Origin of the sequence: Rhizobium sp. CF142 (genome assembly GCF_000281145.1) — a bacterium.
Classification (GTDB): Bacteria; Pseudomonadota; Alphaproteobacteria; order Rhizobiales; family Rhizobiaceae; genus Rhizobium.
This window is the reverse complement of record NZ_AJWE01000019.1, coordinates 26816-53701: the sequence shown is the minus strand read 5'-3', so window position 1 is coordinate 53701 and position 26886 is coordinate 26816. Positions and strand designations below refer to the sequence as shown.

The 26886-nt window shown below is 61.2% G+C and carries 27 protein-coding genes; 13 read left to right on the top strand and 14 right to left on the bottom strand.

What is annotated here, in order from left to right:
• Window positions 1-11: 11 nt before the first annotated feature.
• Both PMI11_RS05855 and PMI11_RS05850 read right to left on the bottom strand, forming a co-directional pair.
• Window positions 12-1424 (bottom strand): FAD-binding oxidoreductase, encoded by a 1413-nt coding sequence (locus tag PMI11_RS05855; protein ID WP_007814443.1) that lies wholly within the window; start codon window positions 1422-1424, stop codon window positions 12-14.
• Window positions 1425-1524: 100 nt separating this feature from the next.
• Window positions 1525-2577, bottom strand: coding sequence for an aldo/keto reductase (locus PMI11_RS05850; protein WP_007814441.1), 1053 nt, complete (start codon window positions 2575-2577; stop codon window positions 1525-1527).
• 89 nt (window positions 2578-2666) lie between these two features.
• Between PMI11_RS05850 and PMI11_RS05845 the strand changes: the two genes are divergently transcribed.
• The 3 genes from PMI11_RS05845 (at window position 2667) to PMI11_RS05835 (ending at window position 5859) form a co-directional block, all read left to right on the top strand.
• Entirely contained in the window at window positions 2667-3569 is a 903-nt protein-coding gene (locus PMI11_RS05845; RefSeq protein ID WP_007814439.1) for a LysR family transcriptional regulator, read from the top strand.
• 152 nt (window positions 3570-3721) lie between these two features.
• Window positions 3722-4816, top strand: coding sequence for an AbrB family transcriptional regulator (locus PMI11_RS05840; protein WP_193385596.1), 1095 nt, complete (start codon window positions 3722-3724; stop codon window positions 4814-4816).
• 122 nt (window positions 4817-4938) lie between these two features.
• On the top strand, window positions 4939-5859 hold the full coding sequence (locus PMI11_RS05835) for a LysR family transcriptional regulator (RefSeq protein WP_007814434.1): 921 nt from the start codon (window positions 4939-4941) through the stop codon (window positions 5857-5859).
• 1 nt (window position 5860) lies between these two features.
• Here the strand turns inward: PMI11_RS05835 and PMI11_RS05830 are convergent, their stop codons facing one another.
• A complete protein-coding gene (locus PMI11_RS05830) occupies window positions 5861-6814 on the bottom strand; it encodes an NmrA/HSCARG family protein (protein ID WP_007814432.1) in 954 nt (317 codons plus the stop codon).
• A 193-nt stretch (window positions 6815-7007) separates the two neighbouring features.
• The gene (locus PMI11_RS05825) at window positions 7008-7406 is read right to left on the bottom strand and encodes a VOC family protein (RefSeq protein ID WP_007814430.1); all 399 of its coding nucleotides are present in this window, start codon (window positions 7404-7406) and stop codon (window positions 7008-7010) included.
• 88 nt (window positions 7407-7494) lie between these two features.
• Here PMI11_RS05825 and PMI11_RS05820 point away from each other — a divergent pair, with 88 nt between their 5' ends.
• Window positions 7495-8202, top strand: coding sequence for a helix-turn-helix transcriptional regulator (locus tag PMI11_RS05820; protein ID WP_007814428.1), 708 nt, complete (start codon window positions 7495-7497; stop codon window positions 8200-8202).
• On the opposite strand, the gene PMI11_RS05815 is transcribed toward PMI11_RS05820, so the two are convergent.
• Window positions 8197-9111: an AraC family transcriptional regulator gene (locus tag PMI11_RS05815; RefSeq protein ID WP_007814426.1), complete on the bottom strand. Its 915-nt coding sequence runs from the start codon at window positions 9109-9111 to the stop codon at window positions 8197-8199. The two genes, PMI11_RS05820 and PMI11_RS05815, sit on opposite strands and share 6 nt — an antisense overlap.
• A 33-nt stretch (window positions 9112-9144) precedes the next feature.
• Between PMI11_RS05815 and PMI11_RS05810 the strand changes: the two genes are divergently transcribed.
• Window positions 9145-9552, top strand: coding sequence for a DUF2000 family protein (locus tag PMI11_RS05810; protein ID WP_007814424.1), 408 nt, complete (start codon window positions 9145-9147; stop codon window positions 9550-9552).
• 34 nt (window positions 9553-9586) lie between these two features.
• On the opposite strand, the gene PMI11_RS05805 is transcribed toward PMI11_RS05810, so the two are convergent.
• The 3 genes from PMI11_RS05805 to PMI11_RS05795 all read right to left on the bottom strand — a co-directional run bounded on the left by PMI11_RS05805 (window position 9587) and on the right by PMI11_RS05795 (window position 12218).
• Window positions 9587-10651, bottom strand: coding sequence for an aspartate-semialdehyde dehydrogenase (locus tag PMI11_RS05805; protein WP_007814423.1), 1065 nt, complete (start codon window positions 10649-10651; stop codon window positions 9587-9589).
• 326 nt (window positions 10652-10977) lie between these two features.
• On the bottom strand, window positions 10978-11643 hold the full coding sequence (locus PMI11_RS05800; protein WP_007814421.1) for an OmpA family protein: 666 nt from the start codon (window positions 11641-11643) through the stop codon (window positions 10978-10980).
• A 164-nt stretch (window positions 11644-11807) separates the two neighbouring features.
• A complete protein-coding gene (locus PMI11_RS05795) occupies window positions 11808-12218 on the bottom strand; it encodes a winged helix-turn-helix transcriptional regulator (protein WP_007814418.1) in 411 nt (136 codons plus the stop codon).
• A gap of 77 nt (window positions 12219-12295) precedes the next feature.
• Between PMI11_RS05795 and PMI11_RS05790 the strand changes: the two genes are divergently transcribed.
• On the top strand, window positions 12296-12883 hold the full coding sequence (locus PMI11_RS05790) for an NADPH-dependent FMN reductase (RefSeq protein ID WP_007814416.1): 588 nt from the start codon (window positions 12296-12298) through the stop codon (window positions 12881-12883).
• Between the two features lie 74 nt (window positions 12884-12957).
• Here PMI11_RS05790 and PMI11_RS05785 read toward each other — a convergent pair whose 3' ends face one another.
• The 5 genes from PMI11_RS05785 to PMI11_RS05765 all read right to left on the bottom strand — a co-directional run bounded on the left by PMI11_RS05785 (window position 12958) and on the right by PMI11_RS05765 (window position 20258).
• Window positions 12958-13956: a flagellin N-terminal helical domain-containing protein gene (locus PMI11_RS05785; protein ID WP_007814414.1), complete on the bottom strand. Its 999-nt coding sequence runs from the start codon at window positions 13954-13956 to the stop codon at window positions 12958-12960.
• A 283-nt stretch (window positions 13957-14239) separates the two neighbouring features.
• Window positions 14240-17392, bottom strand: coding sequence for an efflux RND transporter permease subunit (locus tag PMI11_RS05780; protein WP_007814412.1), 3153 nt, complete (start codon window positions 17390-17392; stop codon window positions 14240-14242).
• Entirely contained in the window at window positions 17389-18606 is a 1218-nt protein-coding gene (locus PMI11_RS05775) for an efflux RND transporter periplasmic adaptor subunit (protein WP_007814411.1), read from the bottom strand. The genes PMI11_RS05780 and PMI11_RS05775 overlap by 4 nt, the downstream gene beginning before the upstream one ends.
• A gap of 193 nt (window positions 18607-18799) precedes the next feature.
• Window positions 18800-19588 carry a helix-turn-helix domain-containing protein gene (locus PMI11_RS05770; protein ID WP_007814409.1) on the bottom strand — a complete coding sequence of 263 codons (789 nt, stop codon included), beginning with the start codon at window positions 19586-19588 and terminating at the stop codon, window positions 18800-18802.
• 187 nt (window positions 19589-19775) lie between these two features.
• Window positions 19776-20258: a VOC family protein gene (locus PMI11_RS05765; protein WP_007814406.1), complete on the bottom strand. Its 483-nt coding sequence runs from the start codon at window positions 20256-20258 to the stop codon at window positions 19776-19778.
• Window positions 20259-20590: 332 nt separating this feature from the next.
• Here PMI11_RS05765 and PMI11_RS05760 point away from each other — a divergent pair, with 332 nt between their 5' ends.
• From PMI11_RS05760 to PMI11_RS05730, 7 genes are all read left to right on the top strand, one after another.
• Window positions 20591-21280 (top strand): hydrolase, encoded by a 690-nt coding sequence (locus PMI11_RS05760; protein ID WP_007814404.1) that lies wholly within the window; start codon window positions 20591-20593, stop codon window positions 21278-21280.
• A 70-nt stretch (window positions 21281-21350) separates the two neighbouring features.
• On the top strand, window positions 21351-21620 hold the full coding sequence (locus PMI11_RS05755) for a XapX domain-containing protein (protein ID WP_007814401.1): 270 nt from the start codon (window positions 21351-21353) through the stop codon (window positions 21618-21620).
• A gap of 28 nt (window positions 21621-21648) precedes the next feature.
• The gene (locus tag PMI11_RS05750; protein WP_007814399.1) at window positions 21649-23535 is read left to right on the top strand and encodes an amidohydrolase; all 1887 of its coding nucleotides are present in this window, start codon (window positions 21649-21651) and stop codon (window positions 23533-23535) included.
• Between the two features lie 11 nt (window positions 23536-23546).
• Window positions 23547-23975 (top strand): DoxX family protein, encoded by a 429-nt coding sequence (locus PMI11_RS05745; RefSeq protein WP_007814397.1) that lies wholly within the window; start codon window positions 23547-23549, stop codon window positions 23973-23975.
• A gap of 129 nt (window positions 23976-24104) precedes the next feature.
• A complete protein-coding gene (locus tag PMI11_RS05740; protein ID WP_007814395.1) occupies window positions 24105-24926 on the top strand; it encodes an alpha/beta fold hydrolase in 822 nt (273 codons plus the stop codon).
• A 40-nt stretch (window positions 24927-24966) separates the two neighbouring features.
• A complete protein-coding gene (locus PMI11_RS05735) occupies window positions 24967-25848 on the top strand; it encodes a hypothetical protein (RefSeq protein WP_007814394.1) in 882 nt (293 codons plus the stop codon).
• 27 nt (window positions 25849-25875) lie between these two features.
• Entirely contained in the window at window positions 25876-26553 is a 678-nt protein-coding gene (locus PMI11_RS05730) for a YoaK family protein (RefSeq protein WP_007814392.1), read from the top strand.
• 9 nt (window positions 26554-26562) lie between these two features.
• Here the strand turns inward: PMI11_RS05730 and PMI11_RS05725 are convergent, their stop codons facing one another.
• The gene (locus tag PMI11_RS05725) at window positions 26563-26832 is read right to left on the bottom strand and encodes a hypothetical protein (RefSeq protein ID WP_007814390.1); all 270 of its coding nucleotides are present in this window, start codon (window positions 26830-26832) and stop codon (window positions 26563-26565) included.
• Between the last annotated feature and the right edge of the window lie 54 nt (window positions 26833-26886).

The window sequence follows — 26886 nt, the reverse complement described above, 5'->3', positions numbered from 1 at the left end:
TTATTCCATTTTCAGCCCAGATGAAAAATCTTGCCGGGATTGAGGATATTGTCGGGATCGAGCGAGCGCTTGATCTGGCGCATCAGATCCACGCTACCCCCGAGCTCCTGTTCCAGAAATGCCATTTTCCCCTGCCCGATCCCGTGTTCGCCGGTGCATGTACCGTCCATTGCCAGCGCCCGCGCATTCAGCCGGGCCACGAACTCCTCGGCCGTGGCAATCCCCGCGGCACTCTTGTCGTCGAACAAAAGCTGCACATGGAAGTTCCCGTCGCCCGCATGGCCGACGATCGGCGCCAGCAAACCGTTTGCCTCGATATCGGCCTGCGTTTCGGCAACGCAATCCGCAAGCCGTGATATCGGAACACAAACATCGGTCGAAAGTACGGCAAGTCCAGGCGCCAGTGCCCGCACCGACCAGTAGGCATCGTGGCGCGCCTTCCAGAGCTTCGTGCGCTCCTCCGGGGTCGCCGCCCACTTGAATTCGCCGCCCCCGCATTCAGCCGCGATCTCGGCAAAAGCGGCCGATTGCAGCGCCACCGTCTCATCCGTGCCGTGGAATTCAAGGAAGAGCGCCGGGCTTTCTTCATAGGGAAGGCCGGCATAGGCGATGCTGGCCCGCATCTGCAACGCATCGACAAGCTCGATGCGCGCCACCGGAATGCCCATCTGGATCGTCATGATGACGGCATCACACGCTGCCTTTACGCTCGGGAAGGCGCACACACCTCCGCCGATCTTCTGCGGAATGCCGTGCAGGCGCAGCGTCACCGAGGTCAGGATGCCGAGCGTGCCTTCCGCGCCGACGAAGAGCCGTGTGAGATCGTAACCGGCCGACGATTTGCGGGCGCGGCGCGCCGTGCGGATTTCCTCGCCGGATGCAGTGACTGCCGTAACGGCAAGGACATTGTCCTTCATCGTGCCGTAGCGAACGGCATTGGTGCCGGAGGCCCGCGTCGAGGTCATGCCGCCGATCGAGGCATTGGCGCCGGGATCGATCGGGAAGAACAGGCCGGTATCGCGCAGATAGGTGTTCAGCGCCTCGCGCGTGACGCCGGGCTCGACCGTGCAGTCGAGATCCTCAGGATTGACTTCAAGTACCCGATTCATCCGGCTGAAATCGATGGAAATGCCACCATTCGGCGCATTCACCTGCCCCTCAAGCGACGAGCCGGTACCGAAGCCGATAACAGGCACTTTATGATCGGAACAGGCCCGCACAACGGTCTTCACATCGTCAGCCGTCTCGGCAAAGAGCACGCCGTCGGGCAGCTGGGCGGGAATATAGGTGGTCGTGTGCGCATGCTGGGCGCGAAAGGCCTGGCCGGTCTGGAAGCGCTCTCCGAAGCGCTGTTTCAGAATGCCGGTAACGGCCTCGATGCCCACCTCGTTTCGCACCCCAGCCTTCGCGTCGCGCAGCGCCATGCCCTTGATCTCCCTGCATTCCACAGCCTGCTACAGCATCTGTAGCAGGCCGGGTATGAGGCAAGTCAAAGCGGCTGTCCAGCCAAGATTCCGGAAGATTTCATCCCATCTTTGTTGCAGGGACCGCGGGCGGGTTGAGCCGCGCAAAACCCTCCTGCCGATAATAGGGGAAATAGGGATAGGGCGGCGTCACGGCACTGACCGCGTCCAGCCGGCCGATCTGCTCCCGCGTCAGGCTCCAGCCGACCGCGCCGAGATTTTGCCTGAGTTGCTCCTCGTTGCGCGCGCCGATGATGACGCTTGAGACCGTCGGCCGGCCGATCAGCCAGTTGATGGCGATCTGCGGCACGGTCTTGCCAGTCTCGGCGCAAATTTCGTCCAGCACATCGACGATATCGAAAAGCTTCTCGTCATCGACGGGCGGGCCGTATTCGGCAGTCTGGTGCAGACGGCTTCCCTCCGGCAATGGCGCACCGCGGCGGATCTTGCCGGTCAGTCGGCCCCAAGCGAGCGGGCTCCAGACGAGTGCACCCACCTGCTGGTCGGCGGCAAGCGGCATCAGTTCCCATTCATAATCCCGTCCGGCGAGCGAATAATAGACCTGATGGGCCACGTAACGCAGGTATCCATATTTCTCGGACAGCCCAAGCGATTTCATCAGTTGCCAGCCGGAGAAATTCGACACGCCGACATAACGAACCTTGCCCGATGCAACGAGGCCGTCGAGCGTCGCAAGCACCTCTTCGACAGGCGTCGAGGCATCGAAGGCATGAAGCTGTAAAAGGTCGATATAGTCAGTGCCGAGCCTGCGCAGCGCATCCTCGGTCGCGCGGATCAGCCGCGTCCGCGAGGTGCCCCAATCATTCGGCCCCTCGCCCATCGGCAGCGCCGTCTTGGTCGAGATCAGCACCGCATCGCGCTTTCCGGAAATCGCCTGCCCCAGCACCTCCTCGGAAGCACCGGCCGAATAGACGTCCGCCGTATCGAACAGCGTCACACCCGCCTCCAGGCAGATATCCACCATCCGCCGCGCCTCTTGCGCATCCGTCGTGCCCCAGGCGCCGAAGAGCGGTCCGCTGCCGCCGAAGGTGCCGGCCCCGAAGCTCAGCACTGGCACTCTCAAGCCCGATGCGCCCAGATTTCTGTATTCCATGAATCAATCTCCTTTTTTGAAGAGATAGACCCGGCCAGAACGATGATATAGATTGCCTTAAAGCATATCATCTGTGATTTGAATTCATCATGAGCCGTCAGGACATCAATCGATCGGGCGAAATGGAAGTCTTCGTCAGCGTCGTCGAGCGCGGCGGTTTTTCTGCTGCGGCCCAAGTGCGGCGCATGACGCCATCAGCTGTCAGCAAACTGGTCGCCCGGCTGGAAACAAGGCTCGGCGCCCGCCTCGTCAACCGCTCGACGCGCAAGCTGCAACTGACGCCCGAAGGCTGCGCCTTCTACGAGCGCAGTGTCGCGATCCTCGCCAATATATCGGAGGCTGAACGTTTCGCCTCAGCGGGAGAACAGGCGGCGGGCCGCATCAGCATCAACACCAGCGGCTCCTTCGGCAATCATGTTCTGGCGCCGCTGATCCCGGCCTTCATGGCCGAGCATCCGGATGTCACACTCGATATCACCCACACCGACAAGGTGGTCGATCTGCTGGAAGAGCGCGCCGATGTCGCAATTCGCGCAGGCCCGCTGAAGACATCGAGCCTGATCGCCCGCAAGCTTGGCGCTGCCAGAAAGATCATCGTCGCCTCACCCGATTACCTTCAACATCGCGGTGAACCACGCTCGGCTGCCGAACTGCACCGCCACCGCCGCATTGGATTCTCCTATGCCCGGGCGCTGGAAGGCTGGCCTGTCACAGACAACTTCGAGACGATCACCATTCCGGTCACCCCCGGCCTTCAGGTCGGCGACGGTGAGGCTATGCGTTATCTCGCGCTCTCGGGTGCCGGTCTTGCCCGCATGACGGAATTCACCGTGCGCGCCGATATCGCCGCCGGCCGGCTTGCCCCCGTGTTGGAAGAGCTCAATCCCGGCGATGTCGAAGAGTTCTATGCCGTCTATATCGGCCAGGGCGGTCCTCTGCCGGCGCGCGTTCGTGCCCTGCTTGATTTCCTTGCCAAACACACCAGACTTTAGGAGCACAAAGGCCAGATTCCGCAATTGACCCCTTGGCCAACCCGCGCCTATACCGGGTCTGCGCCTGCCGGCCCTCGCAGCCGGCCTCTTCATATTGCCGGGGCCTCCTCCCACCTCCGCCTTCGGGCTCGCTCCGGTCGAAAAGTTCGGGGATCACAATTTTGGACGCAAGCAGCTTCCATCAGAAAGCGAGCCTGCCCAAATGGGCATTGCTGCTCGCTTTGTCGACCATTCTTGTCCTTTTTCTCGAACTCTTCGCCCTGCCCGCCTCGTTGCTGATCGGCCCGATGGTCGCGGCCATCGTGCTGGCGCTCACCGTCGGCAAGGGGCAGCTGCGCATCCCTTACTGGCCGCTGCAATTCGGCCAGGTGCTGGTCGGCCTCTTGATGGCGCGCAACATCACGCCCGATATCCTCGGCACCATGGCCAAGGACGCGCCGCTCTTCTTCGTCTTCATCATCTCGGTGATTGCCATCGCCGCAGGTCTCGGCTGGCTTTTGACGCGCTGGCAGGTATTGCCGGGCACGACGGCCGTATGGGGCTCCACGCCCGGCGGCGCCTCGGCCATGGTCATCATGTCGGAAGCCTATGGGGCAGATGCCCGCCTCGTCGCCTTCATGCAATATCTGCGCGTCGTCTTCGTCGCCGTTGGCGCTTCCGTCATCTCCCGCCTCTGGGTCGCCGCCGATGGCGAAGAGCCGCCGCCGGTCATCTTCTTTCCGCCGGTCGATTGGCCGGCCTTCGCCGTGACTGTCGCCTTCGCCGCCCTCTGCTGCTACGCCGTCTTCCGCTTCCGCATCCAGGGCGGCAATATCGTCATCCCGCTGATCGGCGGCGCTCTTCTGCAGGGCTTCGGCCTGTTGAAGATCGAACTACCCACCTGGATCCTGGCGCTCAGCTACGCACTGATCGGCTGGAGCATCGGCCTGCGCTTTACCCGCTCGATCATCAAACACGCCGCCCGCGCACTGCCGCGCGTGTCCGCCTCCATCATCATCCTGATGGCGCTCTGCGGCTGCATGGCTGTGGCACTCCACAAATTCGCCGGCATCGACCCGCTCACCGCCTATCTCGCGACCAGCCCCGGCGGCGCCGATTCCGTCGCCATCATCGCCGCGTCCAGCGATGTCGACGTGCCCTTCGTCATGGCCATGCAGACCGGCCGCTTCATGATGATCCTGTTGATCGGCCCGGCGCTCGCCCGCTTCATCGCCCGCCGCTCCGGTCTTGCGGAAAACGCCGCCTAAATCGGGAAATCGTCAGTATATGCGGCTGTCGAAAGAGCCTCCGAGCTCTCCTGCCCATGCTTGACTAGTCGCAGGCCCGGTTATTCCCTACATTGATTGAATGAACCTCACTGTGCTGAAAAATGGATAACACGGGACTGTCTCTTGACAGAATGCGCACCTTTGTTCGCGTTGCCGAGCGAGGCAACCTGTCTACGGTGGCAAGGGAGCTCGGCGTCGGTCAATCAACCGTGACGCGGCACCTCAATGAGCTCGAGGACGCAGTCGGCGTACCTCTCCTCAGCCGAACCACGCGTCGCGTCACCCTTACCGACGAAGGCAGCCGCTACTATACCAACTGCCTTCAGGTATTACGCCTGGTCGAACAGGCTACCGAGGAAGCCAGAAACGCCCGTCGGGCGGCCGCAGGCGCTGTCAGGCTTTCGTGTACTGCAGCGCTTGGCGTGATGCACATCACCCGCCTCATCTTCGAATTTCAGGACCAGCATCCTGATATCAGCGTCGATCTCAACCTGACCGACGAGCGCATCGACCTGGTTCGCGAAGGCGTTGACCTGGCACTCCGGCTTGGGCCTCTCACCGACAGCTCCATGAAGCTTCATGCGCTCGGAAAAAGCCATCGGCTGATGGTAGGCGCTCCGGCTTATTTCGCCGTCCACGGGCGGCCGGAGCGCCCGGACGATCTCTCGCGATACGAAACCGTCATCATGTCCAATGTGGCCGGGAGCGATCAGATCGCTCTCTCCTCCCGCCATGGCGGGAATGTGACGGTTCCAGTCAATGGGAGGCTGCGCGTCGATCACGGGCTTGCAGCGCGCGAAGCCTTGGCCGCAGGACGCGGCATCGGTCCCACCCATCATTGGCTGATCCACGATCTCCTGGACGACGGTCGGCTCGAGGTCGTGCTCGAAGACTATCGGCCGTCGCCGGTCCCGCTGAGCCTGCTCATCGTGCCTGAGCGTTCCGCTATTGCCCGCGTTCGCCTTCTCACCGATTTTCTTGTCGCCGAGATTTCTAAGCTGCCGGGAATCCGCCCATCGTGACTTAGAGCCCGAAAGATCGCTTGTCGCCGCGCCAGCCCGTGGTTCGAAGATACTGCTTCCAGTCGAGCGTGTCGGGATTCAGGCGACGGCTCCATTCCAGATCATGCTCCCTGCCGAAATAACCATATTCGACAGCATACTCGACCATCCCTAGAAGCTCGCGCACGAAAAGCTCGTTGGCGCCAAACTCTGGAAAATGCCGCAGCAGGCCATCCCTGGTGAAAGCGTTTCGATATTCTGCCTTAAGGCCGGTTACCTCTCGGAAGGTTTCGACCATCTCACGCGGCGAGATGACATCGCCGACGATAGGCAGCGTTTTCCCGTTGTAGCGCTCGGGATTTGAGAAAATTTCCAGCACGGCTGGCCCGGTTGCCGTGAGCGGATCGACAAAAGGCGCTCTAAAATCTTCGGGAAGATAAATCGGCAGCACAAGCGTGTCGCCTTCCATGCGCGGCGGATAATATTCGAGAAGATTTGTGTAGAAGAATGCCAACATGACGAAGGAATGAGAGATCGGCAGACCGCGAATATAGTCTGCAACGCGCGCTTTGTCGGTGAAGTGCGGAGCATACTTCGTCCCGCCGGAGATGACGTCGACATTCTCGAGCGTGCTGAAAACAATATGTCCGACACCTGCCTCAACCGCTGCATCCGCCAGTTGGCGGCCGATAGGAGCCTCTATTGTCTCCGGTGGCATGACGGGCGGCGTCATCAGAAATGCCCCGTCCGCGCCTTCGAAGGCAGCAACGAGATCCTTCTGGAAACCAAGCTGGAGAGGGACGGTTACAATCTCGGCTCCAAGTTTCTCCAGACTTAAAGCCTCGGGTGAATCCTTTTTTCGGGTTAAAGCGCGTACGCGGAAACGTTCGCTGCGAAGGAGCGTCGCTGCGACGCTCCTCCCCTGTTTGCTGGTTGCACCGACAATTGCGATAAGTGGCTTATCATTTGAAGACATAGTTGCGCCTTGAACCTTTTCCCTGTCACCGGCTGCCGATTGCGCAGCCAGGCGTCGTAGTGAAGAGAGCATTCGGCTGATGCCGATAACTCGGACCCGGGAGGCAAGTTATGTCATCAAGCTTTCTTGCTGTAGGCATGCGCAATGCATATGATAATGCCGCTTTACGGATAAATAGTGTGGCCAGCCGTGCCTATCGACCGCTGAAGCGTTGTCTCGCAGCCTCGGTAACGGGTGTATAAAGCGCCACGCGGGTGCCCTCCGGGTCGGAGAACTGAACCGTGCGATTTCCCCACGGCAAATCCTTGGGTTCATGCACCACCTCGACATGATCCCTCAGCCGAGCGAATTCAGCATCGACGTCCGATACCATGAATTCAAGAATGGCGGTTTTATTTGCGCGTGGCTCCGCACTGCCCTCCTTGAAGAGCGCAACCGTTTCCGCGCTCCCTATCGCCACGGCGGCACCGGGTGTCACGATCTCGGCAAAGACGGGAGCAAGCCAGTCCGCGCGATAGCCCGTCACGAGTTCATAGAAGGCCACCATGCTTTCGATGTCCGAAGCGACGAGACGGGTGGATGCGAGTTTCATCATTTTCTCCTTCATGCGTAATGATCTCTTTGCCCGCTCTTGTGACATAGTCATCCTGCCAGCGTTGTGGCAGCAGGAGTCACCAGCCATGCGAAAAGCGGAACGGCTTTTTCAGATCATTCAGATTCTTCGAAGGTCAAACCGCCCCGTCACCTCGGCGCAGCTTGCGGACGAACTCGAGGTCGCGCGACGAACCGTCTATCGTGACATTGCCCACCTGATTGGCCAGCGCGTTCCCATCGAAGGGGAAGCTGGCTTTGGCTACGTCCTCGACCCACGATACGATATGCCGCCGCTGATGCTGACTGCAGAGGAAATCGAGGCTGTTCTACTGGGCGTTCAGATGGTGGCAAAGCTGGGTGACCCGGCCATCAACACTGCGGCCAGAGATGTCATCGCAAAGATTGCATCAACCGTACCGGACGACCTTCTTCCGTTCATTGCCGAACCTTCGGTCAGCCTGAAACCTGGCGAGGTCATGGACAGCCTGACGCTCGACAGCCGTCCAGTCCGGCGGGCGATCAGGGAGGGGCGAAAGATTGAGCTTGAATATCGCGCGGCGAATGACGCGGTAACCAGCCGTATCGTGTGGCCGGTACTCCTGGGCTATGAGGATGCGCGCTGTCTTTTGATTGCGTGGTGCGAAGCGAAACAGGCCTTTCGCCATTTTCGCACCGAACGCATTCTCGATCTCAAGGTTCTCGAAGAGACCATCGGCCTGTCTAGAGGCAAATTGAGACAGCAATGGCTGCAATGGCGTGAAGCCGAACTTTCCCGTTCGCTCCAAGCGCTATGATACGCCGCCATTGCTGACCTGCGCTGTCCGCTGAAGCCCCACCCATCGCCCAGGCGTCACCCCATAGGCCTTCTTGAAATGCCGGATGAAATGTGCCTGGTCGGCAAAGCCAGTGGCGACCGCCACATCGGCGAAACCTTCGCCCTCGCCCATCAACGCTTTTGCCTGCTGCAGCCGCCGCATCAGCATGTAGCGATGCGGGCTGGTGGCGAAAGCCGTGCGGAAATGCCGTGACAGGGTGAAACGGTCGAGGCCGGTAATGCTTTCCAGTTCCCCGGAGCGCACTGGCCGCAATGCATGCGCCTCCAGATAATCGCGCGCCGCACGCACCTGCCTCCAGGCAACCGTGCCGAGAGCCCGGCGGTGTACCTGCGAATGGCGCGACAACCCGCCCGCCACGCGGCTGACGAAATCGTCGACGAAAAGTTCGTCCAGCTCCCGGTCGAGTTCGCCGAGTGCTGCGAGCAGCACTTGCGCCAGCGCGCCGTCGGCGATGACTGGCTGATCGACGAAGGGAAGCCCAATCTTTTCCGCCTCCAGGCATTCCATCAAGAGCGCCGGCTCCATGTAGAGCATGCGGTAATGTAGCCCGGCCTCCGTTGCCGCCCCGCCGTCATGCTCTTCGTCGGGATGCAAGACGATCACCTGCCCCGGCATGCTGAAGCGCCGCTCGCCGCGATAGGTGAAGGTCTGTACCCCATGCAGCGTGACGCCGAGCGCATAGGTATCGTGCCGATGCGGCTCAAAGACATTGCCTGAGAACTGCGCCTCGATACGCTCGATGCCCGGAAAGGCCGGTGCAGTCAGGATGCCGCCGCCGGCGGGCGCGGCCAATATGCCGCTACCCCCTTGCGGCTCGCACAAACGTTCAAGACCCTCGAAGATCTGCGGCGTTAGATCCTGGCTCAATGCGTTTCCGATACCCTGATGAAAGAGACTGGAATGTTTGATACCAAAATTGCGATCGTCCTGCGAAACAATCTTGCCGGCTGGCAGAAGCTGAATGTCACGGCCTTCCTTTCGACAGGCATCGCCGGGCAATATCCTGAAATCATCGGCGAGCCCTACAAGGATCGTGCCGGCAATCTCTACAACCCGCTATCCATCCAGCCGATCATCGTCTTGTCGGCCGACGAAACGACGATCTCGACCATCCACCGCCGCGCGATCGAGCGCGAGGTGACCTCCTCTGTCTTCATCGAGGAGATGTTTGCAACCGGCCATGATGCCGCCAATCGCGCCGTCTTCGCCGAATACGCCCCCGAGGATGCCAAGGTCGTCGGCATTGCGCTGCGCGCCGACAAGAAGATCGTCGACAAGATCACCAAAGGCGCGGCGATGCAGCATTGAAGCAAACGGCCGGGTCATCCCGGCCGTTCCCGTTTCAGCGCGCCAGTAACTGTTCGGCGATCTGCACCGCGTTCAGGGCAGCCCCCTTCAGCAACTGGTCTCCGACGACGAAGAGCGCGATGCTGCACCCCGTGGGATCGCCGAAATCCTTGCGTATCCGGCCGACCAGCACATCTTCCTGACCGGAAGCCTCCGATGGCATCGGAAAATGATTGGCCGCACGGTCATCGACCAGCCGCAGGCCCGGAGCATCGGCATAGAGGCGGCGCACCTCTTCCGGCGTGATCGCCTCATCGAAGGTCACGGTCATCGCCATGCCATGCGCCCGCAGCACTGGCACGCGGATACAGGTGATACCAACAGGAAGTTCGTCCGCGCCGAGGATTCGCCTGACCTCGGCAATCACCTTCAGTTCCTCACCATTATAGCCGCTCTCAATGTCCATATCGGCATTGTGGCTGAAGAGGTTGAAGGCATAGGGATGCGGCAGCACACGCGGCTGATAGCTCTCACCCCTGAGATAGGCGGCCGTCGATTCCCTGAGCTCCTCCATCGCCGCGGCCCCTGCCCCGGATGCCGCCTGATAGGTCGCGATATTGAGGCGGCGGATCGGATCCGCCCTGTGGAGCGGCGCCAGCGCCACGGTCGCAATCGCCGCCACACAATTCGGATTGGCGATGATGCCGCGATGGGAGGCGAGTGCTGCATCATTCACCTCGGGCACGACAAGCGGCACCTCAGGATGCATGCGGAAGGCCGAGGAATTATCGACGACGATGGCGCCGGCCCGCACTGCGGCGTCGGCATAGTGCTTGGAAATACCACTGCCGGCGGAAAAGAGCGCGAGGTCGATCCCCTCGAAGCTCGCTTCGCTCAGTTCCTCCACGGCAATCTCTTGTCCGGCGAAGGGCAGCGTCTTGCCGGCAGAACGCGCGGAAGCAAGCAGCCGCAGGCGGCTGAGCGGGAAGTTCCGCCGCTCCAGGCATTGAAGCAGCTCGACACCCACAGCACCTGTGGCGCCAACAATGGCAACAGCGGGCGTTGGCGTATGGAACCGGCGGGAAATCGTTGAGGCAGTATCTTCGAGATTGGTCGGCATATGTCTCTCACATCTGGGATGGGAGAACGGGACCTGTCTCTGTTGTCGGCCCCGTCCGTCTCCGGTGGGGCCTTCGGGTGGTTTGCGCTATGCCATTGAGCGCGCATGCACCGAGGAGCGCCCCGAAAGGACGGTCGTTTTCGTCGTGCATTTGCTGGTCATCATCATGCGCAGGAGCAAGCTGTAGCATGAAGTCCTGCACCCAGCCAGACGGCCCTCCGCGCTTTCGACATCGGAAACGAAAACGTCCCCCGCATCGCTGCGGAGGACGGTAAAATCTGCTCAGATAGGACTTACTCGGGCTTTGCCCGATCAGCCCTCCCTGATCAGCCCTGGGTGATCGGCGCGATCTGGATTTCGACGCGGCGGTTCTGGGCGCGACCAGCTTCGGACGCGTTGGAAGCGACCGGCTGCGACGGGCCGAAGCCGACGGCAGAGACGCGGCGCTGATCGATGCCCTGGCCGCCGAGATAATCGGCAACCGAAAGCGCGCGGCGCTGCGACAGATCCTGGTTATGCTGCAGGCTGCCGGTCGAATCCGTATGGCCGTTGACGTCGATCAGCGTCCGGTTGAACTTGCGCAGCACGATCGCCACCGAATTCAGTGTCGGATAGAAGCCCGGCTTCACCGCATCCTGGTCGATATCGAAGGTGATGTTCGACGGCATGTTGAGGATGATGTTGTCACCCTGGCGGGTAACGGAGATGCCGGTGCCTTCAAGCTGCGCGCGAAGCTCGGCTTCCTGCTGGTCCATGTAATTGCCGATCGCGCCGCCGGCGAGCGCGCCGATGCCGGCGCCGATCAGCGCCGCGTTGCGCTTGCCATGTCCGCCGCCGCCGACGGCGACACCGACGAGGGCACCGCCGAGCGCGCCAAGGGCAGCACCGCCAGCGGTATTGGATACCTTCTGCTCACCAGTATAGGGGTCGGTCGTCGTGCAAGCTGAGAGGTAACTCGCCGCAACGGCCAGAAGGATGAATTTCTTGATCATGGACAGGAGGTTCTCCGTTCGAAGCTGGTGCGAGCAGATATTAGGGAATGCGGCAACAAGATGAAGATGCTTATCTGATAAGACAAATTTCCCATGGAAAACATCGGCCTGTTGCAGTCCTGCCCCGATATCACCAGCTTTATTGGCAAACCGCAGCGGTTGCCTCAGTCGAGCCCGCGGCGTTTGGCATAGGCCGCCCGCGCCTCGTCCATGCGCGCCGAGTTTGCGACGACCCATTCGGCAAGCCCCCGAACCGGATCCAGGAACTCCCGGCCGAGATCCGTCAGCGCATATTCGACCTGCGGCGGCGTGGTCGGCGTGACGGTCCGGGAAACGAAGCCGTTCTCCTCCAGCTCCCGCAATGTCGATGCCAGGACCTTCTGGCTGATCTCACCGACTTCGCGGCGCAAAGCGTTGAAACGCAGCGGCCCGTGACCCAGCACACGCACCACCAGCAGGCTCCACTTGTCGCTGATGCGCGCCAGCATGCGGCTGATGTGATCGCAGGCATGAACCTGCCCGCAGTCTTCGGCGCCCTCGCAGGAGGCGGTTTCCTCGTGGTTATCTGGTTTCAATAAAGTGCCTCCTTGTGCGACCCCGCGAACCATTCGTAATCTGGTTACCGTTGGAAACCAGTATACAGGAGGTTACTTTGAATTCTAAGCCCCGTATCGCCGTTATTATCGGCTCTACCCGCCCCACCCGATTTGCCGACGCACCGGCACAATGGATTTTGAAACAGGCTCAAGCACGTGACGATTTCGACGTGGAACTGATCGACCTGCGCGATCACCCGCTGCCCTTCTTCGAGGAGATGGCGTCGAACTTTTGGATGCCAAGCCAGAATCCGGCAGCGGTCCGCTGGCAGGAAACGATCGGGCGCTTCGACGGCTATATCTTCGTCGTCGCCGAATACAACCATTCGATCACTGGCGTTCTCAAGAATGCGCTCGACCAGGCCTACAAGGAATGGATGCGCAAGCCGTTCACCGCGATCGGCTATGGCGGCACGGGTGCCACGCGCGCGGTCGAACATCTGCGCGGAATCGGTGTTGAGCTTCATATGGTCTCCACCCGCAGCGCCGTGCATATCGGCGGCGGCGACTTCATGTCGATCCACCCGGCCTTCGGCAACAAGCCGATCGAGGAGATCGAGGCGAACCTGCTGCCGACAGTAAAGGCAGCCTTCGATGAACTGGTCTGGTGGGCCAAGGCGACGATGGCTGCAAAGGCCGCCTGAAGCCTGAACTTTACCAAAGAGAAAACCGCGCGGTGAGCATGGCTTGCCGCGCGGTCATGTTATTGAATTCAGGCTTAGAAGTTCTGGAAGAGCTGACGAACCGTGTCATAGGATGCGTTGGCGATATTCAGCGATTGCAGGCCGAGCTGCTGCTGGGTCTGCAGTGCCCTGAGCTTGCTCGATTCCGCCTCCATATCAGCATCGACGAGGCGGCCGATGCCTGAGGTGAGGTTGTCGGACAGGTTCTTGGCGAATTCATCCTGAATGCTGATGCGCTTTTCCAGTGCGCCGAAAGCCGAGCCGACGGTCGTCAGCTGTCCGAGCGCCGCATCGACGACGCTGATCATCTCGTTCAGGTCCTGTTTGCTGGTATTCGCCGTCAGGCCGATTTCCACCTGGCCGGTCGTGTTGCCGTTCTTGCTCTTCGTCAGCACCCAGTTCTGCGCGGTGCCCAGTTCGCTTGCGAAAAAGGCGGAAGTCAACACACCATATTCGCCGGTGCCGCCTGCCCGGTCGTCGATCACATAGCGTGCATCCTTGGAGGAGGTCGCGCCGCTCGGCGGGATATCGATATGATAGCTCAGCATGCCGACCGATACCGTACCGTCCGAATTACGGATGAAGGAGGCCGGGATCTGGCGCGGCTGCGTCGGCGTCGTGGTATTGTCGAGAATGATCCAGTTGTCGTTGTTAAAGCCGGCGCCCTCGGAAACGCTGCGCAGCTGCGCCTTCAACTGCTCGAGCTCTTCACCGATCTTGGTCTTGTCGACGCCCTGCTCGGTTGCCGCGACAAGCTTGGCCTTGATCTCGGTGACGACGTCGACGACGCTGTCGACGCCGGCAGATGCCGTTCCCATGGTGGCAGCCGCCATGCCAAGGGCATCCTGAATGGCGGAAAGGGCCTTGTTGTCGTGGCGAGCTGTCGTCGCAACCGACCAATAGGCGGCATTATCTCTGGATTTCTCGACACGCAGACCTGTCGTGACATGGTTCTGCGTCACCGTCATGTTCCGATTGATATCACGCAGCACATTAAGCGCCGCATCCACGGAGGTGCGCTGATAAATACTCACGGTACGAACTCCAAAACACAAACAGAACGCAACACAACAGGATGTACCGAAATCACGCGGACATTCATGTCCGCCGTCGCTGGAAAATCAGCGCAATGGCCTTCGGAAAAACTGGGGAAGACCGGCCGGTTACTGATAGCGATCATTGCCGGTTATGCTTAATAAACGGCTAAAGTTCAGAAGTAATTTATCTTATTTCACAAGACTTCATACACCATAAAAACGCCCGCCGGAGAGATCCGGCGGGCGCTTTCGAAAGTATTAAAATGGCTTGTTCGCCCTCTTACTCGGCAGCCTGAAGCTGTTCCGGGTCCGGCTTCGGACGCGTCGCATGCGTCATTTCCTCGTGCAGGCGCGCTTCCTCATGGGCATGCGGCTTGGCAAAGCGGGCAATCAGCAGATAGGCGACGGGCGTGATGAACAGCGTCACCAGCGTCGCGAAGCCGAGGCCACCGACGATGACCCAGCCGAGCGCCACGCGCGCTTCCGCACCCGCGCCATGGGCAAAGACCAGGGGAACACCCCCAAGAATGGTCGCGATCATCGTCATCATGACCGGGCGCAGGCGAAGCGCGCAAGCCTTCTCGATGGACGTGCGCACATCCTCGCCGCGGTCACGCAGCTGGTTGGCGAATTCCACGATCAGGATGCCGTTCTTCGCCATCACGCCGACAAGCAGCACGAGGCCGATCTGGCTGTAGATATTGAGGCTGGAGCCGGTGATGATGAGCGCAAAGACGGCGCAGGCAAGACCGAGCGGCACCGTCGACATGATGATCAGCGACGACAGCACACTTTCGAACTGTGCCGCGAGCACCAGGAAAATGATGACGATCGCAAAGCCGAAGGTCAGCGCCATGCCGCTGGAATTCTCTTCCAGTGTCGCAGCTTCGGCGAGCGGCAGCAGGCGCGCGCCGGGCGGCAGGAGCGGCGCTGCCATTTGCGTGACATTCTTCACAGCGTCGCCGAGCGACATGCCGTCCTTCAGGCCGGCGGTAATCGCCACGGAGGCGAGCTGCTGCTCGCGGTTGAGCTGCGGGGCGACCGAGCCTTCCTTCAGCGAAGCGATGACCGACATCGGCACGATCTTGCCGTCGCCGGTCTTCAGGAAGACGTTTTCGAGATCGGTCGGATCGTCGATCGGCCGCATCGTCGAGGTCAGAAGCACCGGATAGGATTCGCCGTTGACGAAGACATCGACGACCGAACGTCCTTCGAGCAGCGACTGGATGGCGGTCGAAAGCCCGGTAATGTCGATACCGAGATCGGAAGCCCGTTCGCGGTCGATCGCGACGGAAACCTGCGCCTGCGACGGTTCGTTGGTCAGGCGCGGCGTATCATACTGGCCGCTGGCATCGAGCTGCTGCACGAGCTTGGCGGCAGCTGCCGTCAGCGCCTCGTGATCATTGCCGATCAGCGCCATCTGTAACCCGCTGCCGGCGCCGCGGATACGCAGACTGTTCGACGAGATCGCGTTGCCGCGCAGCGCCGGCACCTTTGACGCAGCCTGGTTGATATCGCGGACGATATCGGCCTGCGTGCGGTGACGCTCGCCCCAGGGCGCCAGCGTCAGCACCATGAAGCCGCTGTTGGAAGAGCCGCCCTGGCCGGAAATCGAGAAGACGTTCCTGATATCACCACTGTCGACGAGCGGCTGAAGGTATTCCTCCACGAGCTGCATCTTGTCGCGCGTATATTCGAGGCTGGAGCCCTGCGGCGTCGTCAGCCGCATCATCACCATGGCGCGATCTTCTTCCGGCGTCAGTTCGCTCTTGACCGTGCCGAAAGCGACAACGGCTGCGGCGCCGAAGATGAGCGAGAAGACGATGACGACGACAGGCGCGTTCAGGCAGGCATGCAGCGCCCATTTGTAGAGGCCGGCGAAAGCCTCGCCGAAGCGGCCGAGCAATCCGTGATCCTCGATCATCGGCTTGGTCAGCATGCGAGAGGCGAGCATCGGACACAGCGTCAGCGCCACGATCGACGACAGGCCCACCGAGAAGGCGAGCACGAAGCCGAACTCACGGAACAGGCCGCCCACCTGCCCCGGCAGGAAGGACAGCGGAATAAAGACGGCGGCAAGTGTGGCCGTCGTCGCGATGACCGCGAAGAACACCTCACGCGTGCCGAGTACGGCAGCCGCGCGCGGCCCCATGCCCTCGGAGCGCCGGCGCACGATGTTTTCGAGCACGACGATGGCATCATCGACCACGAGGCCGGTTGCCAGAACGATGGCGAGCAGCGTCAGGATGTTGATGGAGAAGCCGACCATGTAGATCGCTGCCAGTGTACCGATCAGCGCCACCGGCATCGAAACGGAGGGGATCAGCGTCGCACGCCAGTCGCGCAGGAAGAGATAGATGACGATGGTAACGATGACCGCCGAGAGCAACAGCGCCAGCACCACTTCGTGGATCGCGCCATCGATGAACACGGCGTCGTCGCTGGTAATCGCGATCGTCGTGCCCTTGGGCAGCGTCTTGGAAAGCTGGTCGACGGCAGCGTGAATGCCGGTGGAAATATTCAGCGTATTCGACTGCGCCTGGCGGATGATGCCGAGACCGATGCCCGGCTTGCCGTTGGAGCGCAGCGCCGTCTCGCCGTCGCGCGGCCCGAGTGTCACGGTCGCAACATCGCCGAGGCGCACATTGTGCTGCAGGATGACGTTCTGGAAGTCCTCGGGCGTCTGCAGGCTGGCGGTGGCGCGCACCACGATATCCTGCATCGGGCTCTTCAGCGAACCGGCCGGTACGTCGAGCGCGGCATTGTCGAGCGCCTTGGTGAGATCGCCGATGGTCAGCCCGCGGCTTGCAAGCGCGCCCTGGTCGACGTCGACGCGGAAGACCTTCTCCTGATCGCCGTATTCCTCGACATCGGCCACGCCATCGACGGAGGCCAGGCGATCGACCACCTCGTTTTCGACGAGCAGCGTCAGGTCGTCCATGTTGAGCGTATCTGACGTCACCGCAAGGCGCATGATCGCCGAAGAATCCGAATCCGCCTTGACGATCTGCGGCGCATCCGCCTCATCGGGCAGGTTCTGGGCGATACGGCCGATTGCGTCGCGCACGTCATTGGCGGCAACGGCCAGATCGATGGAATCGGAAAATTCCAGCGTCACGCGGCTTTGGCCGAACTGGGAACTGGAGGAGATGGATTTGAGACCGCTGACGCGCGCGACCGCACCTTCGATGACCTTGGTCAGTTCCTGGTCGATCGTCTGTGGCGAAGCGCCGTCGAAGGTGGTGCGCACGGTTACGACCGGCCGGTCGACATCGGGCAGCTCGCGCACTTCCACGCCCACATAGGCCGCAAGGCCCGCCACCACCATCAGCGTATTGAAGACCAGCGCCAGGATCGGCCGGCGCACGAAGAGTGCGGTGAAGGTCGCCTTGCTGGATTCCGGTTTGCCGTGGTGGATCTCGGTCACGCTCATTGGGCGACAACCTTGTCATTCGAGGCGACATCGGTCGCCACCCGCACCGCGCCGTTCTCGCGCACGCGCTGCAGGCCCTGTGTGACGATCAGATCGCCGTCCTTCAGCTCGGCGTTGACAAGCACATAATCCGGATTGCGCTGGACGACCGTGACCCGCACCTTGTGCGACTTTTCGTCGGTCACCCGCCAGACGAAGGAGCCCTGAGCATCCCATTGCACCGCGAGCGGGTTGACGGCCGGATATTTATCGCCGGCAAACTTCATGCTGACCGAAAAGGACATGCCGGCACGCAGTTCGTCGGAGCCGTTGTCGATCCGACCGCGCAGGCGTAGCGTGCGACTTGCCGGGTCGATGCGATTGTCGACTGCTTCCAGAACTCCTGAAAAGACCTTGCCCGGGCGCGCCACAGACGTTGCCTCTACCGCCTGGCCGACGGAAACCGTATTGGCGAAACGCTCCGGCACCCAGTAATCGACGAGGATTTCAGTGCGATCGTCCAGAGTGACGATCGGCGTCGAGGTCGTAACGTTGTCGCCGATATTAACAGGCACGATGCCGACGATACCATCGATCGGCGCCACGATGTTGCGGCGCGTAAGATTGAGCTCGGCGGCCTGCAGCTGCAGCCGCGCATTCTGCTCGGCGATCTCGGAATCGAAGACGTCCATGCGCGAAACGCTGGACTTGATGCTGTGGTAGAGGTTGGACTTCTCAAGCGCGCTGTTCAGCGCCACCTGTGCCTGCCCCTGGGCAATCACCTGCTCTTCGCTGTCGAGCTTGGCGAGAACCTGGCCCTGCTTGACCATATCGCCTGATTTGATGAGGATTTCGCGGATCGTGCCCGTCGCCTGCGGCGTGACCGCAACGGAGCGGATCGCGTCACCCGTGCCGATCGCGTTCAGCCGGTCGTTGACGACGCCCTGTACCACGGCCTGGGTGACGACGAGCACGGCAGCATTGCGTCCGCCGCCACTGCCGCCGCCATTCCGACGGCCCTGCCCTTGCCCCTGAGCACCCTGACCTTGCCCGCCCTGTGCCTGAGCGCCTGCATCGGCTGCTTCCTCACCCTTGGGTGCGATCATGGAGACGATGGTGTCAGGAATACCGGCATTACGCATCGTCTCGCCGGCGCCGGGCACAAAGTAAACCCAGGCGGCAAAGCCGGCCAAAATGACGACGATACAAAGTGCAAATTGCTTCCAAAAGGGCATTCACGTCTCCGGAGGGACTCGAGGTTGGGTCCAGGGTCGGTCGAAAGAGGCGCGCGGGATGACAAGTCCCGCCTGGTGCGACAATATCGCACCTTCCCCCGGCCGGCAGCAAGCGTAACCACCCGTCATTACGGATTTGTAATGTCAGCAAATTTTGAAAATAACCCGTCCGGTCACTTTTACTTGAGCGAAGCTAAATGCGCCGCTCCCGCCGCCATGTTCCGGGCGAAACTCCGTTGAGTGCGGTGAAGACACGCGTGAGATGGCTCTGGTCGGCAAAACCGCAGGCAACTGCGATCTCCGCGATGGAGGCCGTGCCGAGCAGCATCTGCCGCGCCTTCTCCGCCCGGTATTCCATCAGCCAGCGATGCGGCGTGCGGCCGGTCGATTTCTTGAAGGCGCGGATGAAGTAGCTGGTCGAAAGCCCGCATTGCGCCGCGACATCTGAGATCGTCGCCTCCCGCGCCGTCAGCGATGCGAGGAACGCCGTTGCCATGTTGAGCTGACGTCCCGAAAGCCCGCCACTGCGCTCGGCCGGCAGATTGACCTTGCCGTAACGCGTCACCAGGTGCGCCTGCAGCGCCAGGAGAATGTGATCGATGAAGAGTGCGCTCGCATGTGCCGGCTGGCTGAGCGCCGGCAGCAGCGCCATGGCAAGCCCCTGCACAACAGGATCGAGCTGCCCCTGCCCGCAATCAAGCCCGTTAAAGCCCGAGCGCCCTGCCTCATAGCTGAAATCGGAAAGCCCCTGCCGGGATATGTTGAAGCGCATATTGTCGAATGAGGAGCGATGATGGCAGCGCCATTCTTCCCCAAGATCGGTGATCGCCAGCGCGCCTGCCGGATGGCCGCCGTCATGGACGAGCTTGCCGCTGCGCCAGAGGCGATGATTGTCGAAAGGTTTCAACTGGGCAATGACGCTGAAAGCCTCCGCCTGGGGAATCGGCCCACTTTCGTCATGGTCGACGCTATTGCTGCGCATGCGCACGATCGAGACCGCACCGGCTTGAAGCAATGAAATCTTTGGCCGAGACGCCAATTCAATCACCCCCGTTTTCGAATTGCCCCCCTGTCATCACAATTACATGATTTCCCCTCAAAAACCACTGACGGAATCGAAACGGCAGCCCCTCCCGAGACTGCCGTCCGTCATACCGTTTCCCGAAAGATCAGGCGGCTTCCTGAAACGCCTTCTCAAGCGTGGCGATGTCGAGCTTGACCATCTGCAGCATCGCCTCGGTCATCTTCTTGGCATTACCCTTGCGCGTACCGCTCATCATCTCGGTCAGCGCCTTGGGCACGATCTGCCAGGAAAGACCCCAGCGATCCCTGAGCCAGCCGCATTGTTCTGCCGTGCCCCCGTTGGCAAGGAAGCCATCCCAAATGCGGTCGACCTCCGCCTGATCTTCGCAGAGGACCTGCACGGAATAGGCATGGTTGAACGGTTCGAACGGCCCGGCCCGCATGGCGACGAAATTCTGGCCGCCGAGCGTAAACTGGACAATCTCGACGCTGCCCGGAGGGCCGCTCGGCGTTTCCGCCGGCACGGTGGTGATCTCGCCGATCGCGGAATTGGGCACGAGCGAGACATAGAATTCGACCGCCTCGCGAGCGCTTTCTGCAAACCAGAGATGTGAAATAACCTTGACCATGAAACGTCCTCCTTCGGTCTGTTGGTCTCCGTTCATGGCTAGGACGTGTGAGCCGTGCCCGTCCCGACAGCCGGGTACGAAAATTTTATCGGCCTTGCTTTTCGGCCTCCCGTTTTTCGGTTTTCCGTAGCCTCAACACGGCCCTGCAGGTCAGGGCAATTTTCGACAAAAGAGGGTGAGAACAAACAATCAGAATTGGTTTTTGCCAAGTAGGTTCGCGGCAATACGCGGCCTCGCTCTTGCGGGGAAGCGATGCCGGCCGACACCTCTACGAACGCATGTCGGCAACAGATTTCTTGCCTTTAATGCCTCATGACCAGGGAGAACGACCAATGTCCAGATATCTTGAAGTCCTCACGCCGCAGAACAGCCAGTTGATCTTCATCGACCAGCAGCCGCAGATGGCCTTCGGTGTCCAGTCCATCGACCGCCAGACGCTGAAGAACAACGTCGTCGGCCTCGCCAAGGCTGCCAAAGCCTTCAAGGTGCCGACCACCATCACCACGGTCGAAACCGAAGCCTTCTCGGGCCACACCTATCCGGAACTGCTCGCTGTCTTCCCCGAAAACACGATTCTCGAACGCTCCTCGATGAACTCGTGGGACGATCAGAACGTTCGCGACGCGCTGGCGAAGAACGCCGCCAACGGCCGCAAGAAGGTCGTCGTGTCAGGCCTCTGGACGGAAGTCTGCAACACCACCTTTGCGCTCTCCTGCATGCACGACACCGATTACGAGATCTACATGGTCGCCGATGCCTCGGGCGGCACCTCCGCCGATGCCCACAAATACGCCATGGACCGCATGGTTCAGGCTGGCTGCGTTCCCGTCACCTGGCAGCAGGTACTGCTGGAATGGCAGCGCGACTGGGCCCGCCGCGAAACCTATGACGCCGTCACCACCATCGTGAAGGAACATTCAGGCGCCTATGGCATGGGCGTCGATTACGCCTATACCCATGTCCACAAGGCGGCCGAGCGCGTCACGCATGGCAAGCGCATTGGCCCGAACCCGGCCAAGTGAGTTCTCTCCCGGGGGAGCGGCTTCATTGCCGCTTCCCCGTTGCTGCATGCCGAAATGAATCGAGGATCCCATGAAAATCTATCTCCTATCCCTCGGAGCCGGCCTTCTCGTCGGCATTGTCTACAGCCTCCTGAACGTCCGTTCGCCGGCTCCTCCTGTGATCGCGCTTGTCGGTCTGCTCGGCATCCTTGTCGGCGAACAGATCATTCCCTTCGCTAAGACGATTATCAACAAAGAGCCGGCCGCAGTCTCGTGGCTGCATCAGATCAAACCACACATGTTCGGCCATTTGCCCAAGGGCACAAATCCCGCCGACATCAAGCCTTCCGACAAGGTCTGATACCTGCTTTCGCTCGAGGACGAAGATTATGGAAAACGCAACCGCCGACCTCATCCTGCATCACGGGCTGATCACCACGCTTGACCGCTCCAATCCGTCCGCCAGCGCCGTCGCTATCAAGGACGGCAGGTTCCTCGCCGTCGGCCATGACGCCGAGATCATGGCGCTCAAGGGACCGGAGACCAAGGTGGTCGATCTCAAGGGCAAACGCGTCCTTCCCGGCCTGATCGATAACCACACCCACGTCGTCAGAGGCGGCCTGAACTTCAACATGGAACTGCGCTGGGATGGCGTGCGCTCGCTGGCCGACGCCATGGACATGCTGAAGCGCCAGGTGGCGATCACCCCGCCACCGCAATGGGTCCGCATCGTCGGCGGTTTCACCGAGCATCAGTTCACCGAGAAGCGCCTGCCGACCATCGACGAGATCAACGCGGTCGCGCCCGATACCCCGGTCTTCATCCTGCATCTCTATGACCGTGCGCTGCTGAATGGCGCAGCCCTTCGCGCCGTCGGCTATACAAAGGATACGCCAAACCCGCCCGGAGGAGAGATCACCCGCGATGCGAACGGCAATCCGACCGGCCTGCTGCTTGCCAAGCCCAATGCCGGCATTCTCTATTCGACGCTCGCCAAGGGTCCGAAACTGCCCTTCGACTATCAGGTCAATTCCACCCGCCATTTCATGCGCGAGCTGAACCGCCTGGGCATAACAGGCGTCATCGACGCCGGCGGCGGCTTCCAGAACTATCCCGACGACTATGCCGTTATCCAGAAGCTTGCCGATGACGGCCAGATGACCGTGCGCCTCGCCTATAATCTCTTCACCCAGAAGCCGAAGCAGGAAAAGGAAGACTTCCTGAACTGGACCGCTTCGGTGAAATACAAGCAGGGCACCGACTATTTCCGACATAACGGTGCGGGCGAAATGCTGGTCTTTTCCGCTGCCGATTTTGAGGATTTCAGACAGCCGCGCCCCGACATGCCGCCGGAAATGGAAGGCGAGCTGGAAGAGGTGGTGCGCGTACTTGCGGAAAACCGCTGGCCCTGGCGCCTGCACGCCACCTATGACGAGACGATCAGCCGCGCGCTCGATGTCTTCGAAAAGGTCAATCAGGACATCCCGCTCGAAGGCCTCAACTGGTTCTTCGACCATGCCGAGACAATTTCCGAACAGTCGATCGACCGCATCGCCGCTCTCGGCGGCGGCATCGCCGTCCAGCACCGCATGGCCTATCAGGGCGAATATTTCGTCGAACGCTACGGCCTGGGGGCTGCCGAGGCCACCCCGCCCGTCGCCCGCATGCTGCAAAAGGGCGTCAAGGTTTCCGCCGGCACCGATGCCACCCGCGTTGCCTCCTATAATCCCTGGGTGTCCCTCTCCTGGATGATCACGGGCCGCACCGTCGGCGGCATGGCGATTTATCCGCGCAGAAACTGCCTGGACCGCGAAACGGCGCTGCGCATGTGGACCGAAAACGTCACTTGGTTCTCCAACGAGGAAGGCAAGAAGGGCCGCATCGAGAAAGGTCAGTTCGCCGATCTCATCGTGCCGGACAAGGATTTCTTTGCCTGTGCCGAAGAGGAAATATCCTTCCTTACGTCGGAGCTGACCATGGTCGGCGGCAAGATCGTCTATGGCGCGGGCCACTTCGCCGAGCTCGATGATAACCCGGTTCCGCCCGCCATGCCCGACTGGTCGCCGGTACGCGCCTTCGGTGGATATGCCGCCTGGGGCGAGCCTGAGGGCGCCGGCAAGAACTCGTTGCACCGCCGCCTGATTTCCGCCTGCGGCTGCGCCAATGATTGCAATGTCCACGGCCATGCCCACGCCAACGCTTGGGGTTCGAAGGCGCCGGTCTCCGATCTCAAGAGCTTCTGGGGTGCGCTCGGCTGCGCCTGCTGGGCCGTCTGAGGATCGATGCCATGCATGCCCTTGAAATCCGACTTGCGTCCCTCGCCCGCCCTCTTTTCGGCGCGGCCTTCATGCGCTTCATCGCCTATCTCGGCCTCTGCGCCGCCTATCTGCAGGGCGGTCTCAACAAGTTCACGGACTTTCCGGGCGCGATCGGCGAGATGACGCATTTCGGCCTCTCGCCTGCCCCGCTCTTTGCCGTATTCGTCATCATCCTGGAGCTTGCCGCCTCACTCATGATTCTTACCGGCTTTTTCCGTTGGCTGGGCGCACTTGCCCTCGGTGGCTTCACACTGATGGCCACCTTCCTCGCCCTGCGTTTCTGGGAGTTGCCTGATGGAATGGAGCGCTTCATGGCCGCCAATTCCTTCTTCGAACATCTGGGCCTCGTCGGCGGCTTCCTGCTCGTCGCCTGGCTCGATCTCAGGGAAAAAGCATAGGGCAACCTGCACCTAAGCATCACTTCCGCTGACCATTGCAAAAATGTTTCCTGACCGTGTCAGCACCGCGGTGCAAACCATCCGCCCCCAGGGCGTAGACCCTGCCAACCTCAGCATAGGACAAGTTCAATGCCGACGATCACCACCAAAGACGGAACGACGATTTACTATCAGGATTGGGGCAACGGCCAGCCGATTCTCTTCTCCCACGGTTGGCCGCTCTCGGGCGACGCATGGGAAGTGCAGATGCTCTATTTCGCCCAGCAGGGCTACCGCGTCATCGCCCATGACCGCCGCGGCCACGGCAAGTCCTCGCAGCCGTGGAACGGCAACAATATGGATCAATATGCCGATGACCTCGCCGAGCTCATCGAGAAGCTCGATCTGAAAAACCTCATCATGATCGGCCATTCCACCGGCGGCGGCGAAGTCGCCCATTATATCGGCCGCCATGGCACCAGCCGCGTCGCCAAGGTCGTGCTCGTCGGCGCCGTGCCGCCGCTGATGCTGAAGACGCCTGCCAATCCCGAAGGCCTGCCGATCGAAGTCTTCGACGGTATCCGCAAGGGCACGGCCGGCGATCGCTCGCAGTTCTATCGCGATCTGACCATGCCCTTTTACGGCTTCAACCGCGATGGCGCCAAGGTCAATGAGGGTCTGCGCGAAACCTTCTGGCTCATGGGTATGGCCGGCGGCATCAAGGGCCATTACGATTGCATCCGCGAATTCTCCGAGGTCGATTACAGCGACGACCTCAAGAAGATCGACGTTCCGGCGCTCCTCATCCATGGCGATGCCGACCAGATCGTGCCGATCCAGGCTGCTGCCGAAAAGGGCATCAAGCTTCTGAAGAACGGCACGCTGAAGGTCTATCCGGGCGCCCCGCATGGTCTCGCCCAGACCGAAGCCGACAAGTTCAACGCCGACGTTCTCGCCTTCATCAAGGCGTAAATCGGAAGTAGCGGCCGGCCAGGCCGAAGGAGATCACGCAATGCTTCGTCTATCGTTAGCCCTTGTTGCCCTTCTCGGCCTGGCCGGTGCCCCGGCCCATGCCGCCTCGCCACAGTCAGGCGTCGGCGCGCAATATGATACGACCCATGTCTATGTCGCCCCCGGCGATGTGGACGCCTTCGCCAAAAGCTTCCTCGCCACCTTCGGCGGCACCAGCACCAAGCAGGTGACGGCAACTGTTACGCCAACGCGGAGCAGCACGACGTCGCAGCTTCTGCAGACGCCCGTCGGCACAGTCTCGCTCTTCGGCTTCAAGACGCCGATCCCGTACCCCTTCGGTGCTGAGCGCACCGGCTATCTCGTCACCGATCTCGACAAGGCCATAGCCGCGGCAAAGGCTGCCGGCGCCGATGTCATCGTCTCCGCCTTCCCGGATCCGATCGGCCGCGATGCCGTCATCCAATGGCCGGGCGGTGTCAACATGCAGCTCTATTGGCACACGACGACGCCAAACTATCCGGCCTTCACGACCATCCCGGAAAACCGCGTCTACGTGTCGGCCGGCCGCGTCGCCGCCTTCACCCATGCCTTCCTCGCCTTTTCGCATGGCAAGGTCGTCTCCGACGAAGAGAAGGCGCCCGGCACCGAAATTGGCCTGCCGGACAAGACTTTTCATCGCCTGCGCATCGAATCCGTCTTCGGCCGCATGACCGTGCTCGTCACCGATGGCCAGCTGCCCTTCCCCTATGGTCGCGAAATGACCGGCTATGAGACCGCCGATCTCGATGCCACTCTTGCGAAGGCCAAGGAGAGCGGCGCCGACATTCTCGTCGAGCCCTACCAGTCCGGCGATCGCCGCGCCGCCATGGTGCAATTCCCCGGCGGCTATATTGCCGAAATCCATGCCGTCACGGCACACTAGGCAAACGAATTCATAGAGGAAAAAACAATGCGCCCAGCCCTGCCCGTGCTCCTGAGCCTGACCGGCGGTTATGTCGATACCGCCGGCTTCCTGGCGCTTGGCGGCCTCTTCCCCGCACATGTCACCGGCAACTTCGTGACGCTCGGCGCAGCACTCACGCACGGCACGTCTGGCATCATCGCCAAGCTGCTGGCGCTGCCGGTCTTCTGCCTGACGATCCTCCTGCTGCGTTACCTCACCCACAATGTGCCGCCAGGCGATGAGAAGGGCTTGCGCATCCTGCTCGTGATCAAGCTTCTCTTCCTGATTGCCGGCGGCGCCTGCGCCATCTGGCTCGCGCCCTTTACCAATCCGGATGGCCTGCCACTGGTCGCGACCGGCATGCTGCTCGTCATCGCCATGGCGATCCAGAACGCCGCTCACCGCATCCATCTCGGTGCCTCACCGCCGAGCACGCTGATGACCGGCACGACGACGCAGATCATGATCGATCTCGGCGACCTCGCCCATGGCATGTCAGGAGATCAGGCAAAGACAGTGAAAGGCCGCCTGTCGCGCATGGCAATTGCAGTGGCCGCCTTCGCGCTCGGCTGCGGCCTGGCCGCCCTGCTCTTTGCCACCGTCGGCATCTGGTGCTTGGCGCTACCGCCGCTCTTTGCGCTGGTGTCGGTCTGCCTGGCTTTTGCCGGGCCTAAGGCCGCTTGAGAGCAGCCCTTAGCCTCCGATGTCCCTGCCGGCGGTCTTTGCCTCAGCCTCGGCAATGCGCTGTCGCAGCGTCGCCTTGCGTGCCCGAATCTCAAGCGAAATAAGTTCGGAAATCGACACATTGCGGCGCAGCAAGGCGATCGTGCTCAACACGGGAGCCACGATGGCGGCGACAAAGAATCCGAGGCCCTCACCACTGTCCGGCAAACCATTCCCCACGATCAGCGCAGCAACGACGATCAGCAGGATCAGATTGGCGAGAATGGCGATGAAGTGCATATGGCTCTCCCGATGGCTGGCGCGAGACCATAGTTGAGGTCCAGGAGGACCACA

Coding starts and splice junctions, on each gene's coding strand:
- PMI11_RS05730 (WP_007814392.1), top strand. CDS start 25,876: ATGCGCCCAGCCCTGCCCGTGCTCCTGAGCCTGACCGGCGGTTATGTC.
- PMI11_RS05745 (WP_007814397.1), top strand. CDS start 23,547: ATGCATGCCCTTGAAATCCGACTTGCGTCCCTCGCCCGCCCTCTTTTC.
- PMI11_RS05740 (WP_007814395.1), top strand. CDS start 24,105: ATGCCGACGATCACCACCAAAGACGGAACGACGATTTACTATCAGGAT.
- PMI11_RS05755 (WP_007814401.1), top strand. CDS start 21,351: ATGAAAATCTATCTCCTATCCCTCGGAGCCGGCCTTCTCGTCGGCATT.
- PMI11_RS05770 (WP_007814409.1), bottom strand. CDS start 19,588: ATGCGCAGCAATAGCGTCGACCATGACGAAAGTGGGCCGATTCCCCAG.
- PMI11_RS05845 (WP_007814439.1), top strand. CDS start 2,667: ATGAGCCGTCAGGACATCAATCGATCGGGCGAAATGGAAGTCTTCGTC.
- PMI11_RS05750 (WP_007814399.1), top strand. CDS start 21,649: ATGGAAAACGCAACCGCCGACCTCATCCTGCATCACGGGCTGATCACC.
- PMI11_RS05760 (WP_007814404.1), top strand. CDS start 20,591: ATGTCCAGATATCTTGAAGTCCTCACGCCGCAGAACAGCCAGTTGATC.
- PMI11_RS05810 (WP_007814424.1), top strand. CDS start 9,145: ATGTTTGATACCAAAATTGCGATCGTCCTGCGAAACAATCTTGCCGGC.
- PMI11_RS05835 (WP_007814434.1), top strand. CDS start 4,939: ATGGATAACACGGGACTGTCTCTTGACAGAATGCGCACCTTTGTTCGC.
- PMI11_RS05800 (WP_007814421.1), bottom strand. CDS start 11,643: ATGATCAAGAAATTCATCCTTCTGGCCGTTGCGGCGAGTTACCTCTCA.
- PMI11_RS05775 (WP_007814411.1), bottom strand. CDS start 18,606: ATGCCCTTTTGGAAGCAATTTGCACTTTGTATCGTCGTCATTTTGGCC.
- PMI11_RS05780 (WP_007814412.1), bottom strand. CDS start 17,392: ATGAGCGTGACCGAGATCCACCACGGCAAACCGGAATCCAGCAAGGCG.
- PMI11_RS05820 (WP_007814428.1), top strand. CDS start 7,495: ATGCGAAAAGCGGAACGGCTTTTTCAGATCATTCAGATTCTTCGAAGG.
- PMI11_RS05825 (WP_007814430.1), bottom strand. CDS start 7,406: ATGAAACTCGCATCCACCCGTCTCGTCGCTTCGGACATCGAAAGCATG.
- PMI11_RS05850 (WP_007814441.1), bottom strand. CDS start 2,577: ATGGAATACAGAAATCTGGGCGCATCGGGCTTGAGAGTGCCAGTGCTG.
- PMI11_RS05830 (WP_007814432.1), bottom strand. CDS start 6,814: ATGTCTTCAAATGATAAGCCACTTATCGCAATTGTCGGTGCAACCAGC.
- PMI11_RS05765 (WP_007814406.1), bottom strand. CDS start 20,258: ATGGTCAAGGTTATTTCACATCTCTGGTTTGCAGAAAGCGCTCGCGAG.
- PMI11_RS05805 (WP_007814423.1), bottom strand. CDS start 10,651: ATGCCGACCAATCTCGAAGATACTGCCTCAACGATTTCCCGCCGGTTC.
- PMI11_RS05855 (WP_007814443.1), bottom strand. CDS start 1,424: ATGGCGCTGCGCGACGCGAAGGCTGGGGTGCGAAACGAGGTGGGCATC.
- PMI11_RS05735 (WP_007814394.1), top strand. CDS start 24,967: ATGCTTCGTCTATCGTTAGCCCTTGTTGCCCTTCTCGGCCTGGCCGGT.
- PMI11_RS05725 (WP_007814390.1), bottom strand. CDS start 26,832: ATGCACTTCATCGCCATTCTCGCCAATCTGATCCTGCTGATCGTCGTT.